Below are 17,211 nucleotides of genomic sequence, written 5' to 3'. Positions count from 1 at the left end.
TCCGGGCCTCTCCCCGGCCACCCTAGGGCACCCCGGCGGCCGGACGCCGGGTGACCCGCTGTCAGGCGCTTCCCGCTGTGAGAGAACAGGGCTTGTCGCACCCGCCCGGCTGGGAAAGCATGCTGGAATGCCAGCTCTGCAACGTTCCGAGGCCGCCGTCCGTGCCCAGCTTCTCGACGTGCGGTCGTACTCCGTCGACCTCGACCTCACCCGAGGCGAGGACCTCTTCCGCAGCACCGCCGTGATCCGGTTCGGCTGCACGGAGCCCGGCCGCGACTCGTTCGTCGACGTCCACCCCGCCGCGCTGCTCCGCGCCGAGCTGAACGGGCGGCCGCTCGACACGGCAGCCCTGGACGGCAACCGCCTCGCGCTGCCCGGACTGGCCGCCGAGAACGAACTGCTCGTCGAGGCCGACATGGCCTACTCGCGCACCTGCGAGGGCCTGCACCGCTTCGCCGACCCCGCCGACGGCGCCGTGTACGTCTTCGCCAGCCTCGGCCCCGACCTCGCGCCGCAGATGTTCGCCTGCTTCGACCAGCCGGACCTGAAGGCGCCGTTCACCGTCACCGTCACCGCACCCGACGACTGGACGGTGATCGGCAACGGCACCTCCGCCCGGCTGCCCGACGGCCGCTGGGAGATCGCCCCGACCGGCCCGATCTCCACCTACCTGGTGACCGTCGTCGGCGGTCCGCTGCACGCCGTCCGCACCGAGCACGACGGCATCCCGCTCGGCCTGTACGCCCGCCGCTCGCTCGCCGCCGAGCTGGACCGCGAGGCCGAGGAGCTGTTCGAGGTCACCCGGGCCTCCTTCGACCGGCTGCACGGCCTCTTCGACGAGCGCTACCCCTTCGGGAAGTACGACCAGGCCTTCGTCCCCGAGTTCAACTGGGGGGCGATGGAGAACCCCGGCTGCGTGGTCTTCCGCGACGAGATGCTCTTCCGCTCCGCGCCGACCGAGGCGCAGCGCGAGATGCGGGCCATGGTGGTCTGCCACGAGATGGCGCACATGTGGTTCGGCGACCTGGTCACCATGGCCTGGTGGGACGACCTGTGGCTGAACGAGTCCTTCGCCGAGATGCTCGGCTACCGGACGGCCGCCGACTCCACCCGCTTCACCGGCGCCTGGACCTCCTTCGCGGTGAAGCGCAAGGGCTGGGGCTACGACGCCGACCGGCGCGGCTCCACCCACCCGGTCGCCGCCATCGGGATGGGCTCGGTCGCCGAGGCGCTGGTCAACTTCGACGGCATCTCCTACGCCAAGGGCGCCTCGGCGCTGCGCCAGCTGGTGCACTGGCTCGGCGACAAGGCCTTCTTCGCCGGCCTCAACGCGTACTTCGCCGAACACCGCTGGGGCAACGCCGACCTCGCCGACTTCCTCGCCGCGCTGAGCGCCGCCGGCGGCCGGGACGTGCCCGCCTGGGCCGAGGCCTGGCTGCGCACCAGCGGCGTCGACACGCTGCGCCTGGAGGTCGAGGCCGAGGGCGACACGCTCACCTCGGTCGCGCTGGTCAACGACGGCACCCGCCCGCACCGGGTGCGGGTCGGCGTCTACGACCGGGCGGACGACGCGGTGGTGCTCCGCGAGCGGATCGACGCGGAGGTCGCCCCCGGCGGCCGCACCCCGCTGCCGGAGCTGGCCGGCGCGGCCCGCCCGGCCCTGCTGCTGCCCAACGACGGCGACCTCACCTGGGCGCTGATCCGCCTCGACGAGCACTCCGCCGCGACCGTCGGCACGTCGCTCTCCCGGATCCAGGACGAGCTCGCCCGCGCAGTGCTCTGGGAGCACGCCCGGGACCTGGCGCGCTCCGCCGAACTGCCGGCCGCCGGATACCTGCGGCTGGTCGCCGACCACCTGCCCGCCGAGACGGCGGTGACCATCGTCGAGGCGGTGCTGAAGTTCGCCGTCGAGCACGTCGTCGCCCGCTACCTCGACCCCGCCGACCGGCCCGCCGCGCTGGCCCTGGTCGGCGACGCCGCCCGCGCGGTGCTCGCCCGGCCGGACGCCGGGGAGAGCCTGCGGATCGCCGCGCTGCGCGCCGCCGTCGCCACCGCCCGCGGCCCGGAGCGGGTCGCCGAGCTCGCCGGCTGGCTGGACGGCCGTGACCTGCCCGGCGGGGTCCCCTTCGACGCCGAGCTGCGCTGGTCGGCGCTGGTGCAGCTGGCCGCCGCGGGCGAGGTCGACGAGGAGCGGATCGCCGCGGAACTCGCCGCCGACCCCAGCGACACCGGAGAGCAGGGCGCCGCCCGGGCCCGCGCCGCACTGCCCGACGCGGCCGCCAAGGAACGCGCCTGGCAGGCGATGTTCACCCCGGACGGACTCTCCAACCACCTGCTCGTCGCCACCGCGGACGGCTTCTGGCGCTCCGGCCGCCCGGACCTCCAGCAGGCCTACATGCGGCGGTACTTCGAGCAGATGCCGGCGGTCGGCGAACGCGGCGGCGCGGTCGTGAAGGCGCTCGGCCACTCGCTCTTCCCGGCGGGCCTGGCGCTGCCGGGCACCGTCCGGGCGGCCGAGGCGTGCCTGGCCCGCACCGACCTCACACCCACCGTGCGCCGGGTGCTCGCCGACGAACTGGACGACCTGCGGCGGGCACTCGCCCACCGGGTCTGACCCGCGTCGGTGCTTCCCCGCCCCGCGGGGCGGGGAAGCACCGACGGGACGCCGGACTCAGGAGCCGCGCGGCCACTCGAAGACGCCGCGGACGGCGACCGCGTGCGGATCGCGGCCGTAGGGGACGAACGCCGAGGCGCTCCAGGTCTCCTGGGCGCTGCCCGCGGGCGTGCCGCTGCCGGGCAGCCGGGTGCCGAGCACCTCAAAGGCGTACGTGCCGGGCTCGATGTCCAGCCCGCCCGGCAGGGTGTACCGGTGGATCAGGGTGCCGTGCTCCTGGGAGACGGTGGTGACCGCTCCGGGCAGGCTCGTCCACGGAGCCGTGCCGGGCAGCACGACGGGGCGCAGCAGGCGCAGCTCCACCTGGAGTGCGGTCATCGGCTCGCGCACCTCCAGCAGCAGGGTGTGCCGGGTGCCGGCCGGGCCGATCAGCTCGACGTTCGTCCGGCCGGAGAGCGGCTCGATCCCGGTCGGTGTGTCCGGGGTCGGACGGCCGGTCGGCGTCGCCGGGCCGGGCCGGGCGGGCTCCGGGGCGAGCGGCCGCGGGGTGGTCGGCTGCGGGGACGGCGAGGTGCCCGTGGTCGCGCCGGTGGTCGCGGAGCCTGACGGCGAGGGCGATCCGCTCGGCGCCCCCGCGGACGGCGCGCCGCTGCCGGACGGCGCCGCCGAGGGGCGCCCGGAGGCGGCCGCGGGCGCGCTGCCGGTGTGCGTGCTGCGGGTCGGCGCGGTGGGCGCGGTGTGCACGGTCTCCGCCACCGCGGCGGCGCTGGTGGTGCCGTGGCCGTCCGGGCTGGGCAGCGGCGGGCTGGCACCGACGTTGGACATGCCGGGGCGGCGCCCGACGCCCTGCTGCTCGTTCAGCAGCCAGGTCGTCGCGATGCTGATGCCGACGACGGTGGACATCGCCACCGCCGCGCCGGAGAAGCGGATGGTGGGCAGCCGGAACCTGCCCCCGATCGGCTTGGGCCGGCTGTGCCGTCCGTACCGGACGGCCGTGCGGACCGGCCCGGTGTCCTCGCGGAGCGCCACCGGCTCCCCTCCTCCCCACCCGATGCCGTTGCTCCCGGGCTCGCCACGGGCCCCGCCCGCAAGGGCGAGGGGGCCGCAGTGACAAGGGCACGAATGTAGCAGCGGTGACCGCGGTCTCCGCCAGACCCGGAACGCAACGGATGTGTTAACCGTAATGACGTACTGTGGCGGATAACTGACGCACCGTCCAATCGTACGGCCTCCCGATCGCTGCAACCTCTTGCAACCGTTGCCGCGCGCGCCCGCGTGCCGCAGGCTTGAGCGAACCCCAGCCGCCTCGGAGAGACCGTCATGCCGCGCGACCCGCTGTCCGTACCCTCCGACCCGATCGCCGCCACCCCCACGGGCGACGACCCGGGCCGAACCAGCACCACGCGAGCGGTGCTGGACGAGGTGATGACCCTGCGGATCGCCCTGGACGACGACCAGGTGGGAGAGGTGCGTACCAGGTTCCGGTACGACACCGGGCGGCCCTGCGAGGTGCTGCTCACCTTCCACCTGGGGCGTCCCGACGAGGCGGACTGGGTGTTCTCGCGCGAGCTGCTGCGCGACGGGACGGACGTCATCAGCGGACAGGGCGACATCAAGCTGTGGCCCGCCTACTGCCCCTGCCACGGCTCCACCCTGCACATCGCGCTGGACTCACCGCACGGCAGCGCCATGCTGGAGGCTCCGCTGCCGCGGGTGCGGGCATGGCTGGACCGCACCTACGCGCTGATCTCCGCCGACGAGGAGCTGGGCGCGGGCCCGACCGACGCCGAACTCGCCGCCCTGCTCGCCACGGGCTGACCGGGCGCGCCCGTCCCCCTGCCTGCCCGTCCCCCTGCGCGGTGGTTCGCCCTGCGCGGTGTTCGCCCTATGCGGGCAGGCGGGCGGTGCCGGCGTGGAGGGCGGCGCGGAGGTCGCGGACGGCCGGGGCGGAGGAGGTGGCGAGCAGGTCCAGCGGTTCCGCCGGGCCGTCGACCGAGACGGCGGCGGTGGCGGTCAGCCGGTACGGGCGGTGGTCCAGCAGGGCGCCCAGGTAGCGCCGCAGCCGGGAGAGTTCGGCCCGTACGGTGACGGTGCGCGCCCGGTCCCCGAACAGTCCCTCGGCGAGCTGGGCGGCGCTCAGCCCGGTGCGGTGCACCGCGAGCAGCAGCAGCACCTCGGCGTGCCGCGGGCTGAGGACGTGCGACCAGCTGCCGGCGCCGCCGGAGACGTGCAGTTCGGGCCGTCCCGGCTGCCGCAGGTCGAGCCGGACGCGGGTGCCGATGCTCTGCTCGGCGACTTCGGCGGGTGAGGTGCCGAGCGGGCGGACCAGCCAGCCGCCGCCGAGCGGCTCCACCGCGCACTCGCCGAGCGTCGGCAGCCACTCCACCGGCCGGCTGCCCCAGCCCTCGGCGGGCAGCCGCAGCCGTTGCACCGGCGGGACGCCGACCGCGGCGGCCGTCCAGCCGGCGCCGTCGACGACCAGGGCCGGCCCGCTGACCCGGGCGAGCAGCCCGGTGGCGAGGGTGCGCAGGCGGTGCAGCGACTCCAGTTGGGCGGCCCGCAGTTCGGCCTCGGCGAGCCGGGCGGCGGTGGCGGTGAGCCGTATCAGGTGGGGCTGCACCTGGTGGGCGGGCCCGCTGAGGTCGAGGATGCCGAGCAGCCGGCCGGTGCGCGGGTCGTGGACGGGCGCGGCGACGCAGGTCCAGGCGTGGTGGCTGCGCAGGTAGTGCTCGGCGGAGTGCACCGCGATCGGCCGCTCGGTGCGCAGTGCCATGCCGATGCCGTTGGTGCCGACCTCGTCCTCCGTCCAGCGGGCGCCCGTCTCGAAGCCGATGTCGTCGGCGTTCCGGCGCAGGTGGCGGGCGCCGTCGAGCCAGAGCAGGTGGCCCTCGGGGTCGGTGACGGCGAGCAGGACGGGCGCGTCGTCGGAGGCCAGCAGGGTGGTGCGGAGCATCGGCAGGACGGTGTCGAGCTGGGACGTGCGGCGGCGGTGCTGGACGTCGGCGACGCCGATCCGGCGGACGTTGCGGCCGGCGTCCGGGTCGAGGCCGAGCCGGCGCAGGCGCTCCCAGGAGTCGGTGATCTCGGGTCTGGGGGCGGGGCCGGCGAAGTCGGCGTCGTGCGGGCCGCTGCCGAGGACGAGGTCGTAGGTGGTGGTGAGGGCGGCGGCGGAGAGCGGTGCACGGTGTTTCGGGGCAGGCCGGTGTGTGCTGCGCATACCCATCACCCGCCCCTCGTCGACTCTCCCCGGTCCGCAGACAGGGTAAGGCTGCTCGATCTGGACATGGCGAGGGAGCCGGAATTCTCATATTTCCCGTCCTGGATCGGCCATGATGGCCGGTTCGCGTGGTTGCGGGGCCGGGCTGTGGCGTGGATGTCCGCCGCGTGCACGGGTGGTGACGTTGCGTCAGGGAACGGGGCGGGTTGGCGCGCAGGTGTGCGGGCCGGCGGGCCGGTGGGTGCGGCGGCGGGTTCTCCGGTGATCGTCTACAGTCGTGTCGACCGTCTACGTTCATGTAGACGATTGCGGCGTCCCCGGCGGATGCCGCTGCAACGCGCACCGGAGGTCCGCCGATGACACCTGCACTGCTCGCCTACGACGGCAGCGGGATCGACGGCGGTCTCTACACCCGGGTCGTCGGATGGGCCGGCTCCGCCCCGGCCTGGCTGGACGGGCTGATCGCCGACTGGTCGGCGCTCGGCCTCGGGGCGTTCGCCCTGCTCATGCTCTGCGGCTGGTGGCAGGCGCGGGGCGCCGCACCGGCGGTGATGGCCCGGGCACTGGCGGCACCGGTGGTGGTGGTCGCCGCGTACGCCGCGGACACCGTGTTCAAGTCGGCCGTCGAGGAGGTCCGGCCGTGCCGGCAGCTCGCCGTCCGGGCCACCCTGGAGGGCTGCCCGGCCGCCGGGGACTGGTCCTTCCCCAGCAATCACACGGTGATCGCCTTCGCCGCCGCGGCGGCCCTGTGGACGGCGAACCGGAGGCTCGGCGCAGTCGCGCTGGCCGCCGCCGTGCTGATGGGCGCCTCCCGGGTCTGGGTGGGCGTGCACTACCCGCACGACGTGCTGGCGGGCGCCGTGATCGGGCTGCTCGCGGGGGCGCTGCTCAGCGTGGCGGCGGGGCGGGCCGCACCGCTGGTGGAACGGGCCCGGGCGGGGCGGCTGGGCCCGGTGCTGGGCGACGGCGCACCGGCCTGAGGGCGGTCCCACGGTGACCGGGCCCGTCGGGCTGCCCGCGGCCCGGCGGCCGGGGCGGTCAGCGGCGGATGAGGCCGCGGCCGGTGGCGGCGGCGACGGCGGCGGTGCGGGAGTCGACGCCGAGCTTGGCGTAGATGTGCACCAGGTGGGACTTCACGGTGGCCTGGCTGATGTGCAGTTCGCGGGCCACGTCGAGGTTGGCCAGGCCGCGGGCGACCAGTTCCAGGACCTGCACCTCGCGCAGACTGAGCGCCGTCGCGGGGGTGCGCATCCGGTGCAGCAGCCGGTCGGCCACGGCCGGGGCGAGCGCGGTGCGGCCGGCGGCCGCGTCCCGGACGGCGGCGGCCAGTTCGGCGGGCGGCGCGTCCTTCAGCAGGTAGCCGGTGGCGCCGGCCTCGATCGCGCTCAGCGTGTCGGCGTCGCTGTCGTAGGTGGTCACCACCAGTACCCGGGGCGCCCCCGGTCGTGCGGTGATCTCGGCGGTGGCCTGCGAGCCGTTCATCCCGGCGCCGAACTGCAGGTCCATCAGCACCACGTCGACCGGCTGCTCGGCCGCGAGCCGGACGGCCTCCTCGGCGGTGGCCGCCTCGGCGACGATCACCAGGTCCGGTTCGGTCTCCAGGACGGCGCGCAGCCCGGCCCGCACCACCGGGTGGTCGTCCGCGAGCAGCAGCCGGATCGGGGCGGTCATACCCGCTCCTCCTGCACCTCGCGCGCCGCCGGCGCGCCCAGGTCCGCCGGCTCCGCCGACACGACGAACACCGCCGGCTCCGCGGCCCCGGACACGCCGTGGTGCCCGGCCGGGGCGGGCAGCGGGAGCTGGGCCGCCACCGCGGTGCCCTGGCCCGGCGCGGACTCCACCGTCAGGCTGCCGCCGAGGGCCCGCACCCGGTGCCGCATCGCGGCCAGCCCGAAGCCGCCACTGCCCGCACCGCCGTTGCCGCCGCTGCCGCCGGCCACGGCCGCCGGCTCGAAGCCGGAGCCGTCGTCGACCACGTCCAGGGCGACCTCCGCGCCCATGTAGCTGAGGGTCACCTCGACCTGCCGGGCCCCGGCGTGCTGCGCCGCGTTGGCGAGGGCCGACTGCGCCACCCGTACCAGCGCGGGCTCGTACGGGCCGGGCAGTGGGGTCGGGGAGCCGGAGAGCGTGAAGTGCACAGGCAGCCCGTACCGGTCGGCGGAGGTCGCGCAGAGCCGTTCCAGGGCGCCGGCCAGCGGCAGTCCGTCCAGCAGCGGCGGGGCCAGCTCGCGGACGAACCGGCGGGCCTCCGCCAGGTTGTCCTGGGCGGCCTCCCGGGCCACCCGGACATGCCGTTCGGCGGCAGTCGGGTCGCCCGGCAGGGCGCGTTCGGCGGCGCGCAGCAGCAGCTGGATCGAGGAGAGGCCCTGCGCCAGGGTGTCGTGGATCTCGCGGGCGAGCCGCTCGCGTTCGGCGAGCACCCCGGCCGCGTGGTCGGCCGCGGCAAGGTCGGCCCGGGTCGCCCGCAGCTCGTCGATCAGCCGCCGACGCTGCTCGCTCTCCCGGTACAGCGCCTGGTAGCCGAGCACGGTCGCGGTGGCGACCGCCGCGCCGAGCACCGGCCCGATGAAGACGGCGGCCTCCAGCGTGCCCTGGTGCAGTGCGAAGCCGCCGGCCGCGGCCAGCGCGGTGGCGAGCACCACGGCGAGGCCCGCCCGGCGCGGCAGCAGGTGCAGCTGGACGAAGTACAGCGGGAAGGCCAGCCAGACGCCGTCCCGGCTGACCGCCAGCAGGGCCAGCCAGGCGGCGCCCAGCGCGGCCAGCCACAGCACGGTCGCCGCGCGTCGCCGGCCCACCGCGGGGGTGAGCGGGCCCGCCGCGTACACCGCGCCCGCGGCCAGTGCGGCGAGCACCGCGCGCGGGGCGTCCGGCCCGCCGCCGTGCACCGCCCGGGCGGCGGCCAGCGCCAGCAGCCCGGCGACCAGCAGGTGCAGGCAGTGGTTGACGACACGCAGCACGGGGGTCAGGGCGCGGGGGTTCATGGTGCCTCCACGGTACCCGGCGGGCCCCGGCCGACCGATCGATCAAAAGGTTGATTCCGGTCACCACCCTTCGATTCCGGAGGATCGAACCGCGGCGCGATGTGAAGACAAGGCGCGGTGGCGAGAGTGGATCCCGTCCACCGGAACCACCGCGGAAGGAGCCCGCGCCGTCATGTTCGTCGCCTGGAGGGACCTGAGGTTCGCCAAGGGCCGGTTCGCCCTGATGGGGGCGGTGGTCGTGCTGATCACCGTGCTGGTCGGGCTGTTGTCCGGCCTCACCGCGGGCCTCGCCCGGGGCAACATCTCCGCCGTCACCGGACTGGACGCGGACCACCTGGCCTTCGCCGCCCCGGCCGACGGACGGGGACCGTCCTTCGCGGACTCCGTCCTCACCGAGCGGGTCTGGCAGCAGTGGGCGCGGACACCCGGCGTCCGAGCCGCCGAACCGCTCGGCGTCGCCACCGCCAAGGCCGTCGCCGGCAGCCGCTCCACCGCGGTCTCCGCCTTCGGCAGCCGCCCCGGCGCCGGCCTCGCCCCGCAGCCCGTCCGGGACGGCGCCGCCGTGCTCTCCGCCACCGCGGCCGAGGAGCTCGGGGTGCACCCCGGCGACACCGTCGTCCTCGCCCGCCGCTCCCTGGCCGTCGCCGCGGTCGCCGGGGACGCCGCCCACAACCACACCCCGGTGGTCTGGACGAGCCTCGCCGACTGGCAGGCGATCGCCCCCGGTGCGGCCGGGGACGGCCCGCATGCCACGGTGGTCGCCCTGCGTACCGGCCCCGGCGCCGACCTCGCCGGCGCCGACGCCCGGCTCGGCACCCGCACCCTCAGCCGCGGCGACTCGCTCACCGCGATCGGCGCCTACACCTCCGAGAACGGCTCGCTGCAGCTGATGCGCGGCTTCCTGTTGGCCATCTCCGCTCTGGTGATCGGTGCCTTCTTCACCGTCTGGACGATCCAGCGGACCGGCGACATCGCCGTTCTCAAGGCGCTCGGCGCCTCCACCCGCCGCCTCACCGGCGACGCGCTCGGCCAGGCCGCCGTGCTGCTGGTGCTCGGCACCGCGCTCGGCAGCGGCATCGCGGCCGCGGCCGGCGCCGCAGTCTCCGGCACGGTGCCCTTCGTCCTCGACGCGCCGACCCTGCTGCTGCCCGCCCTGGTGATGGTCGCGCTCGGCTCCGCGGGCGCAGCCCTCGCGGTGCGCCGCATCACCTCCGTCGACCCGCTGACCGCCCTGGGGAGCACCCGATGAGCCTCCACCTCACCGACATCACCCTCAGCTACCCCGACGGCGACGGCCGCCTCACCGCCCTCGACCGGGTCGGCCTGGAGGTGCCGCGCGGCTCGCTGACCGCCGTGGTCGGCCCGTCCGGCTCCGGCAAGTCCAGCCTGCTCGCCGTCGCCGCCACCCTGATCACCCCCGACAGCGGCCGGGTCCTCGTCGACGGCACCGACACCGCCGGCCTCACCGCTGCCGGACGGGCCGAGCTGCGCCGCGACCGGATCGGCATCGTCTTCCAGCAGCCCAACCTGCTGCCCTCGCTCACCGCCGCCGAACAGCTCCAGCTGATGGCCCACCTGGCCGGCCGCCCGGCCAAGGCGGCCCGGGCCCGCGCCCTGGAGCTGCTCGACACGGTCGGCCTCGCCGACCTGGCCGACCGGCGCCCCGGCCGGCTCTCCGGCGGCCAGCGGCAGCGGGTCAACATCGCCCGGGCGCTGATGAACGAGCCCCGGGTGCTGCTGGTCGACGAGCCCACCAGCGCCCTCGACCACGAGCGCGGCGCCGCCGTCGTCGACCTGCTCGCCGCCCTCACCCGCGAGCGGTCCACCGCGACCGTGCTGGTCACCCACGACCGCACCCACCTGGCCGCCGCCGACCAGGTCGCCGAGGTCCGGGACGGCCGCCTGAGGGTGCTCGCGGGGGCGTAGCAACCGCGGCCCGGTAGGGGGCAATTGGGGGCAATTCGGCTGCGGGCCAGGTCGGGGACCACGGCTCGGCCCGAATTGCGGTGACGGCCACCCCCGGATTGCTCAGTTCTCCCCCCAGCCTTCGGCCGGGAGGTGCCCCCACACGTCCCTGAGGCGCCGTCGGCCCGGATCGCACAGATGCCCGCACTGCTGCTTGCCGGGGCGCCGGGGAGGGTGCTCTGCTGGTGCGGTGCCTGATGCCGGGGGTCTGACCGTCGCGATCGTGCGTGCCTGTCTGCGGGAGGGGCGCGGCGGCAGCCCCACCGCGGTGGTGGTCGGGGAGGGCCCGGGCGGTGAACAGTGCCGTGCGGTGCCCGCTCGGACGGGGGCCTCGCACGCCGTCCTCGTGTCGGCGGAGGACGGCGGTCCGGGCGGCCCGGAGGTGGCGCTGCGCTTCTTCACCGCCGCGGGCGAACTGCCCGCGTGCGGGCACGGGACGCTGGCGGCGCTGGCCTTCCTGGCCGAGCGTGCCGGGGGCGGGGAGTACCGGGCCACCGTCCGGACGGCGGGTGGTGTCTCCGCGGGCAGGGCCGCCCGGGTCGGCGGTGTGCTCACGGCCTCGTTCGACGTCGGAGCCGTCGAGGTGCACGGGCCCGCGGCGGCCGGCGGCCACGACGACGTGCTGGACGCGCTCGGCCTCGCCCCCGGTGGCCCCGCCGGCGGCGTCCGGGTCGCCTCGACGGGGCGGCCGCGGCTGCTCGTCCCGGTGCCCACCCGGTCCGCGCTCGCCGCCCTCGCCCCGGACGCCGACCGGCTCCGCGCGGCCTGCGACCGCCTCGGGCTCCTGGGCTGCTACGTGTACAGCGTGCCGACGGCCGGGGGCCGACTGGCGGCGCGGATGTTCGCGCCCTCGATCGGCGTCCCCGAGGACATCGCCAACGCCAACAGCACGGCCTGCCTCGCCGCCCACCTGGCCGGCGCCGGCCTGCCGGGCATCACCGTCGACATGGGCGACTCCCTCGGCGCACCCGCCACCGTCACGGCCGCCGTACGCGGGAGCGGACCCGGTGCGCCGGTCGGCATCGGCGGGACGGCGGTCGTGGCACGCACCGTCCGGCTGCGCTGACGGCCGCCCGGGCAGGGCCCCCGGGCGGCCGTTTCGGCCATCTTGTCTGTACAACTTTGCGGCCGGTTCATCTGCGGGCCGCCGACCGGACGACCCGTGGACACCCGGGCGCCGGAGGCTGGCCGCATGAGAGTCATCGTCGTAGGAGCCGGGGTGCTCGGCACCATGCACGCCTGGCAGGCCGTCGAGCGCGGCCACGAGGTCGTCCACCTGGAGCGCGAGGCGGAGGCCCGCGGCGCCTCCGTCCGCAACTTCGGTCTGATCTGGGTCGGTGGCCGCGCCTCCGGTGAGGAGCTCGCCACCGCACAGCGCGCCCGCGACCTGTGGCAGCGGATCGGCGAGCGCGTCCCCGGGCTGCACTTCCGCGCCAACGGCTCGCTCACCGCGCTGCGCACCGAGGCCGAACTCGCCGTCGCCGAGGAGGTGGTGAAGGGCGAGGAGGCCGCCGAGCGCGGCTACCGGCTGCTCGACGCCGCCGAGACCCGGGCCGTCAACCCCGCGCTGCGCGGCAGCCACCTCGGCGCCCTGCACTGCACCCGCGACGCCGCCGTCGAACCCCGCGCCGCCCAGCCCGCGCTGCGCGCCGCCCTGGAGGCGACCGGCCGCTACACCTTCCTGCCCGGCCGCGAGGTCCGCGAGGTGATCGGCAGCTCCGCCCTCCGCGACGACCACGGCCGGGTGCACCGCGGCGACCTCGTCCTGCTCTGCACCGGCGCCTGGACGGGCGGCCTCGTCCGCGAACTCGCCCCCGAACTGCCCGTCCGCCGCGTCCGGCTCCAGATGATGCAGACCGACCCGCTGGACGAGCCGCTCACCACCTCCGTCGCCGACGGCGACAGCTTCCGCTACTACCCCGCCTACGCGGGCGCCGCCCTGGACGCCCTGCGGGCCGCCCAGCCGCAGACCGAGACCGCCGCCGAGCACCGCATGCAGCTGCTCGTGGTCCAGCGCGTCGACGGCGGGCTCACCATCGGCGACACCCACGAGTACGAGCAGCCCTTCGGCTTCGACACCGTCGAGGAGCCGTACGAGCACCTCACCGCCGTCGCCGAGGACCTGCTCGGCCGGCCGCTGCCCCGGATCCGCCGCCGCTGGGCCGGCGTGTACGCCCAGTGCCTCGACACCACCCGCGTCGTCCACCGCGAGCGGATCCGCGACGGCGTCTGGCTGGTCACCGGGCCCGGCGGCCGTGGCATGACCTGCTCCCCGGCCATCGCCGAGACCACCGCCGACCTCGCCGAGCTGTAAGGAACACCCCGCATGAGCACCGACATCCGCCTCGTCGTCCTCGACATGGCCGGCACCACCGTCGCCGACGGCGGCCTGGTCGAGCAGGCCTTCCGCGCCGCCGCGGCCGAACTCGGCGTCGCCGACGGCAGCGACGAGCACGCCCGCATGCTCGACCACGTCCGGGCCACCATGGGCGAGTCCAAGATCTCCGTCTTCCGCCACCTCTTCGGCGACGAGGACCGCGCCCAGCAGGCCAACCGCTCCTTCGAGGCCGCCTACCACGACCTCGTCGACGCCGGTCACTGCACCCCGCTGCCCGGCGCCGCCGAGGCGATCGAGCGGCTGCGCGGCGCCGGCCGAACGGTCGTCCTCACCACCGGCTTCTCCCGCGCCACCCAGGACCGGATCCTCACGGCCCTCGGCTGGCAGGACATCGCCGACCTCACCCTCTGCCCCGCCGACGCCGGCCGCGGCCGCCCCTACCCGGACATGGTGCTGACCGCGCTGCTGCGCACCGGCACCGACTCCGTCCGGCAGATCGCCGTCGCCGGCGACACCGGCTACGACATGCTGACCGGCGCCCGGTCCGGCGCCGCCGTCGTGGCGGGCGTCCTCACCGGCGCGCACCGGGAGCAGCGGCTGCGGGCCGACGGCGCCACCCACGTGCTGGCCTCCGTCGCCGACCTGCCGGAGCTGCTCGGGCTTGTCTGACAATTCCCGGCGCCACGCGCCGATGCGACGCGAATGGCCAGACAAGCCCTGGGCGTGGCCAGACAAGCCCTGGGCGTGGCCAGACAAGCCCTGGGCGCCTGCGGCCGGCCGTCAGGCCGCCTTCAGCCGGGCCACCACGCGGGCCCGCTGGTCGAGGTGGGCGACCGTCCGGTTGCCCAGGTGCGGGCGCAGGCCGCTGCGCAGCGCGCCGAAGTGCTCGTCGCCGCGGACGCTGCTGATCCCGGCGTAGTCGTCCAGGAAGGACGACCAGGTCGCTGCGGCGGCCTCGACGTGGCCGTGCTCCATCTGGCGGCGGGCCAGCAGGCCGAGGCCGTGCACGCGGCCCTGCCGCTCCGCCCGCGGCCGCACCCGGTTGGAGGTCTGCAGCGCCGAGATCGAGCCCGGCAGGTCGCCCAGCTCGTACAGCACGTGCGAGAGGTGGAACTGGTAGGCCGCCAGGTCGTAGCCGCCGACGGCGTCGTTGCGGCCGTCCGCCCGGGAGAGCGCCGCCTCGGTCTCGGCGAGCCGGGCGAAGGCCTGCCGCCGGTCCTTCACCATCGCCGCGCCGTGCGCCTGCTGGCCGCGCAGGAAGGCCGTGAGACGGGGACCGGCGGCGGGCGCGGCCTGCGCCGCCGAGTCCGCGTACTCCAGGGCGCGCGGCCCGTGGCCCAGGCTGGACGCCTGCAGCGACATGCCGCGCAGCGTGCGGCAGTACGTCACGTGGTCGCCGGCCTGGTCGGCGAGGCGCAGCGCCTGGACGTAGTACGACTGGCCGAGGCCCTGCGCGAGCTCGTACACCGCGGACCAGCCGGCCAGGTAGGTCAGGTCCGCGGCGGCGGAGAGCATTTCGCCCTTCGACCGGTCGCTGCCGGCCGCCTGCAGCCACGGGCCGACGCTGTTCACCAGGAAGCTCGCCATCATCGGGCGGGCGTGCGCGGCCCCCAGCTCGTCCAGGATCCCGGCCAGCCGGTCGGTCATCGTCCGGACGGTGGCCACCTCGCCGTCGCCGATCCGCACGGTGCGGCCCGCGGCCGCCCGGTCGATCCGCTCCGCCGCCTCGCCGAAGCCGGGCACCGCGAGCGCCGCCGAGTACAGGCCGGCGGCCAGCACGCTGCGGCGGGACGGGTCCATGTCGGCCCGGCCGAGCGCCACCAGCCCGGTGACCGGGTCGGTGGCCTCGCGGGCGCCGAGCCCGGTCTCCTCGGCCGCCACCGGCCGGCCCAGCCGCCGCGCGAACGCCTCCCGCACGACCCCGGCGACCTCCGCGCGCGGCCGGGACCCGGCCAGCCAGTGCGACACGGTGGTCTTGTCGTACGTGAGTCTGAGCCCCGCCTCCGCGCCGGTGCGGCGGACCGCCCGGGCGAGCTGGTCGTTGCCCCAGTCCGCCTCGCGCATCAGCGCGGCGAGAGCGGCGTTCGGTGTACGCGTGCGTCGTCCCATGTCGGCCTCGACTCGTGTTCAACCGGTTCAACCCTGTCCACAGCATGGACTGTTCTCTCCTGTGGAGTAAACGAGTTGACTGAACGTGAGCCGTTGGAGGGACTGGATCCGGCGGCTCCCCGCGGCCTGCCCCGGTTTCCCCCCGCCGGCGGCAGGCCGCGTCACCCGCCGTCCCGGGAGAGCAGGAGCGACCCATGACGACCGCCGCGAGGTCATCGACCGCCGTGACGCGCCAGGCTCCGCCCGCCGCGGCCGAACTGCCGTGCGAGGAGCGGTCGGCACAGCTCGCCCGCGGTCTCGTCCGGGCCCGTCTCGACCACCTCGGGCTGGCCGCGCTCGTCGAGGACGCCGAACTGGTGGTCTCCGAACTGGTCGGCAACAGCGTCCGGCACTGCGGCGGGCGGCGGATCCGGGTCGCCGTCCGCCGCCGGCTCGACGGCCGGGTCCGGATCAGCGTCGAGGACGCCTGCCGCACGCCGCCGACGCTGCTCACCGCGGCCGAGGACGACGAGTGCCACCGCGGGCTCGCCCTGGTCGACACCCTGGCGGACCGGTGGGGGACGGCGCCGACGGCGTGCGGGAAGGTGACCTGGGCCGACCTGCGCTGAGGGGGCGTCCGCACCCGGGTGCACCCGTGCGGTGTCGCCCGGACGGCGTGCGTGGCTCGGGCGGCGACGCGGGCGGCGCGGTCTAGCGTGAGGGGGGCGGCCGGACCGGTCGCAGCCGAGGAGGGCGCCCGTGTCGTCGCATGCCCGCTGGTTGATCGTCTCCCTGGTGATGCTGATGGCGGCCTGCGCGACCGTGCCGCAGACCAGTGCCGGGCAGTCGTCCGCGGCCCTGCGGCCGGGGGCGCCGTCCGCTTCGAGCCCGAGGAGAGCCCTGATGAGCCCGTCGCAGCCGCCCTCGTCCGGATCGGCCGACTCGGCGGAGCCGTCCTGGCAGACGCTGACGCCCCCGGCGGCCGGGCCGGCGACCGACGAGCAGCTGGCCGGACAGCGGATCGTGTACTCCTACCCGGGGCCGGTCGTCCCCGAGTCGGTGCTGGCGGCCGTCCGCGGCGGGCGGGCCGCCGGGGTGATCTTCTTCAAGGACAACATCCCGGACATCGCCACGCTGCGGACGGCGGTGGAGCGGCTGCGCGAGGCACAGCGGCAGAGCCCGGTGGCGGCGCCGCTGCTGCTGATGACCGACCAGGAGGGTGGCAAGGTCCGGCGGCTGCCGGGCGCGCCGGAACTGTCGGCGCGGGCGGTCGGCGAGTCCGCGGACGCCGTGGCGGTGGCCGCCCGCACCGGCACGGAGGCGGGCAAGAACCTCGCCGCCGCCGGTCTGAACGTCAACCTCGCGCCGGTGCTGGACGTGTACGAGACACCGGGCAACTTCATCGACGCCAAGCAGCGCTCGTACGGCCAGGACCCCGCCAGGGTGGCCGACCTGGCGGCGGCGTTCGCGGTGGCCCAGCGGCAGGAGGGGGTGGCGGCGACGGTCAAGCACTTCCCGGGGCTGGGCACGGCGCCGGCCGGGATGAACACGGACACCGGGCCGGTGAGCCTGCCCGTGTCGCTGGAGCGGCTGCGGTCGGTGGACGAGAAGCCCTACCGTGCGGCGCTGGCGGTGGGGGTGCCGCTGGTGATGCTCTCCTGGGCGGTCTATCCGGCGCTGGACGGCGAGCGGCCGGCCGGGCTGTCGCCGGCCGTGGTGGGCGGCGAGCTGCGCGAGCGGCTGGGCTTTCGCGGGGTGACAATCACGGACGCCCTGGAGGCCGGGGCGCTGAACGGCTTCGGCGGCACCGGCGAGCGGGCGGTGGCGGCCGCCGCGGCCGGCATGGACCTGATGCTCTGCTCGGCGCGGGACGCCGAGCAGGGCGACATGGCGGCGCAGGCACTGGCCGGGGCACTGGCCGACGGCCGGCTGGACCGGGTCGGCTTCACCACCGCGACCGCCCGGATCGCCGCCCTGCGGGGCGCCCTGCGGTGAGCCGCCGGGCGCC

15 protein-coding genes are annotated in these 17,211 nt (G+C 76.1%); 10 read left to right on the top strand and 5 right to left on the bottom strand.

Features of this window, described 5'->3' with window-relative positions:
- The first annotated feature begins 127 nt into the window (after positions 1-127).
- Positions 128-2,614: an aminopeptidase N gene (gene pepN / locus KSNIM_RS12125; protein ID WP_263103254.1), complete on the top strand. Its 2,487-nt coding sequence runs from the start codon at positions 128-130 to the stop codon at positions 2,612-2,614.
- Positions 2,615-2,671: 57 nt separating this feature from the next.
- Here the strand turns inward: pepN and KSNIM_RS12120 are convergent, their stop codons facing one another.
- Entirely contained in the window at positions 2,672-3,643 is a 972-nt protein-coding gene (locus tag KSNIM_RS12120; RefSeq protein ID WP_263103253.1) for a hypothetical protein, read from the bottom strand.
- 291 nt (positions 3,644-3,934) lie between these two features.
- Between KSNIM_RS12120 and KSNIM_RS12115 the strand changes: the two genes are divergently transcribed.
- A complete protein-coding gene (locus KSNIM_RS12115) occupies positions 3,935-4,432 on the top strand; it encodes an SsgA family sporulation/cell division regulator (protein ID WP_263103252.1) in 498 nt (165 codons plus the stop codon).
- 67 nt (positions 4,433-4,499) lie between these two features.
- On the opposite strand, the gene KSNIM_RS12110 is transcribed toward KSNIM_RS12115, so the two are convergent.
- Positions 4,500-5,831: a helix-turn-helix domain-containing protein gene (locus KSNIM_RS12110; RefSeq protein ID WP_263103251.1), complete on the bottom strand. Its 1,332-nt coding sequence runs from the start codon at positions 5,829-5,831 to the stop codon at positions 4,500-4,502.
- Positions 5,832-6,187: 356 nt separating this feature from the next.
- Between KSNIM_RS12110 and KSNIM_RS12105 the strand changes: the two genes are divergently transcribed.
- Entirely contained in the window at positions 6,188-6,811 is a 624-nt protein-coding gene (locus KSNIM_RS12105; RefSeq protein ID WP_263103250.1) for a phosphatase PAP2 family protein, read from the top strand.
- 58 nt (positions 6,812-6,869) lie between these two features.
- Here the strand turns inward: KSNIM_RS12105 and KSNIM_RS12100 are convergent, their stop codons facing one another.
- Together KSNIM_RS12100 and KSNIM_RS12095 are read right to left on the bottom strand one after the other, a co-directional pair.
- The gene (locus KSNIM_RS12100; protein WP_263103249.1) at positions 6,870-7,502 is read right to left on the bottom strand and encodes a response regulator; all 633 of its coding nucleotides are present in this window, start codon (positions 7,500-7,502) and stop codon (positions 6,870-6,872) included.
- Positions 7,499-8,812, bottom strand: coding sequence for a sensor histidine kinase (locus KSNIM_RS12095; RefSeq protein WP_263103248.1), 1,314 nt, complete (start codon positions 8,810-8,812; stop codon positions 7,499-7,501). The genes KSNIM_RS12100 and KSNIM_RS12095 overlap by 4 nt, the downstream gene beginning before the upstream one ends.
- A 172-nt stretch (positions 8,813-8,984) precedes the next feature.
- Here KSNIM_RS12095 and KSNIM_RS12090 point away from each other — a divergent pair, with 172 nt between their 5' ends.
- The 5 genes from KSNIM_RS12090 to KSNIM_RS12070 all read left to right on the top strand — a co-directional run bounded on the left by KSNIM_RS12090 (position 8,985) and on the right by KSNIM_RS12070 (position 13,784).
- Positions 8,985-10,061, top strand: coding sequence for an ABC transporter permease (locus tag KSNIM_RS12090; protein ID WP_263103247.1), 1,077 nt, complete (start codon positions 8,985-8,987; stop codon positions 10,059-10,061).
- On the top strand, positions 10,058-10,738 hold the full coding sequence (locus KSNIM_RS12085) for an ABC transporter ATP-binding protein (protein ID WP_263103246.1): 681 nt from the start codon (positions 10,058-10,060) through the stop codon (positions 10,736-10,738). The genes KSNIM_RS12090 and KSNIM_RS12085 overlap by 4 nt, the downstream gene beginning before the upstream one ends.
- 229 nt (positions 10,739-10,967) lie before the next feature.
- Positions 10,968-11,843: a PhzF family phenazine biosynthesis protein gene (locus KSNIM_RS12080; protein ID WP_263103245.1), complete on the top strand. Its 876-nt coding sequence runs from the start codon at positions 10,968-10,970 to the stop codon at positions 11,841-11,843.
- 126 nt (positions 11,844-11,969) lie between these two features.
- Positions 11,970-13,091, top strand: coding sequence for a TIGR03364 family FAD-dependent oxidoreductase (locus tag KSNIM_RS12075; RefSeq protein WP_263103244.1), 1,122 nt, complete (start codon positions 11,970-11,972; stop codon positions 13,089-13,091).
- Between the two features lie 12 nt (positions 13,092-13,103).
- Entirely contained in the window at positions 13,104-13,784 is a 681-nt protein-coding gene (locus KSNIM_RS12070) for a phosphonatase-like hydrolase (RefSeq protein ID WP_263103243.1), read from the top strand.
- A gap of 111 nt (positions 13,785-13,895) precedes the next feature.
- Here the strand turns inward: KSNIM_RS12070 and KSNIM_RS12065 are convergent, their stop codons facing one another.
- Positions 13,896-15,224 carry a hypothetical protein gene (locus tag KSNIM_RS12065; protein ID WP_263103242.1) on the bottom strand — a complete coding sequence of 443 codons (1,329 nt, stop codon included), beginning with the start codon at positions 15,222-15,224 and terminating at the stop codon, positions 13,896-13,898.
- Positions 15,225-15,418: 194 nt separating this feature from the next.
- On the opposite strand from KSNIM_RS12065, the gene KSNIM_RS12060 reads away from it, so the two are divergent.
- Positions 15,419-15,832: an ATP-binding protein gene (locus KSNIM_RS12060; RefSeq protein ID WP_263103241.1), complete on the top strand. Its 414-nt coding sequence runs from the start codon at positions 15,419-15,421 to the stop codon at positions 15,830-15,832.
- Between the two features lie 130 nt (positions 15,833-15,962).
- Positions 15,963-17,198, top strand: a complete 1,236-nt coding sequence (locus KSNIM_RS12055) for a glycoside hydrolase family 3 N-terminal domain-containing protein (protein WP_263103240.1) — start codon at positions 15,963-15,965, stop codon at positions 17,196-17,198.
- Positions 17,199-17,211 lie beyond the last annotated feature (13 nt).

Source organism: Kitasatospora sp. DSM 101779 (assembly GCF_025655475.1).
In the GTDB taxonomy this organism is placed as follows: Bacteria; Actinomycetota; Actinomycetes; order Streptomycetales; family Streptomycetaceae; genus Kitasatospora.
This window is presented reverse-complemented; position numbering and strand designations above follow the sequence as displayed.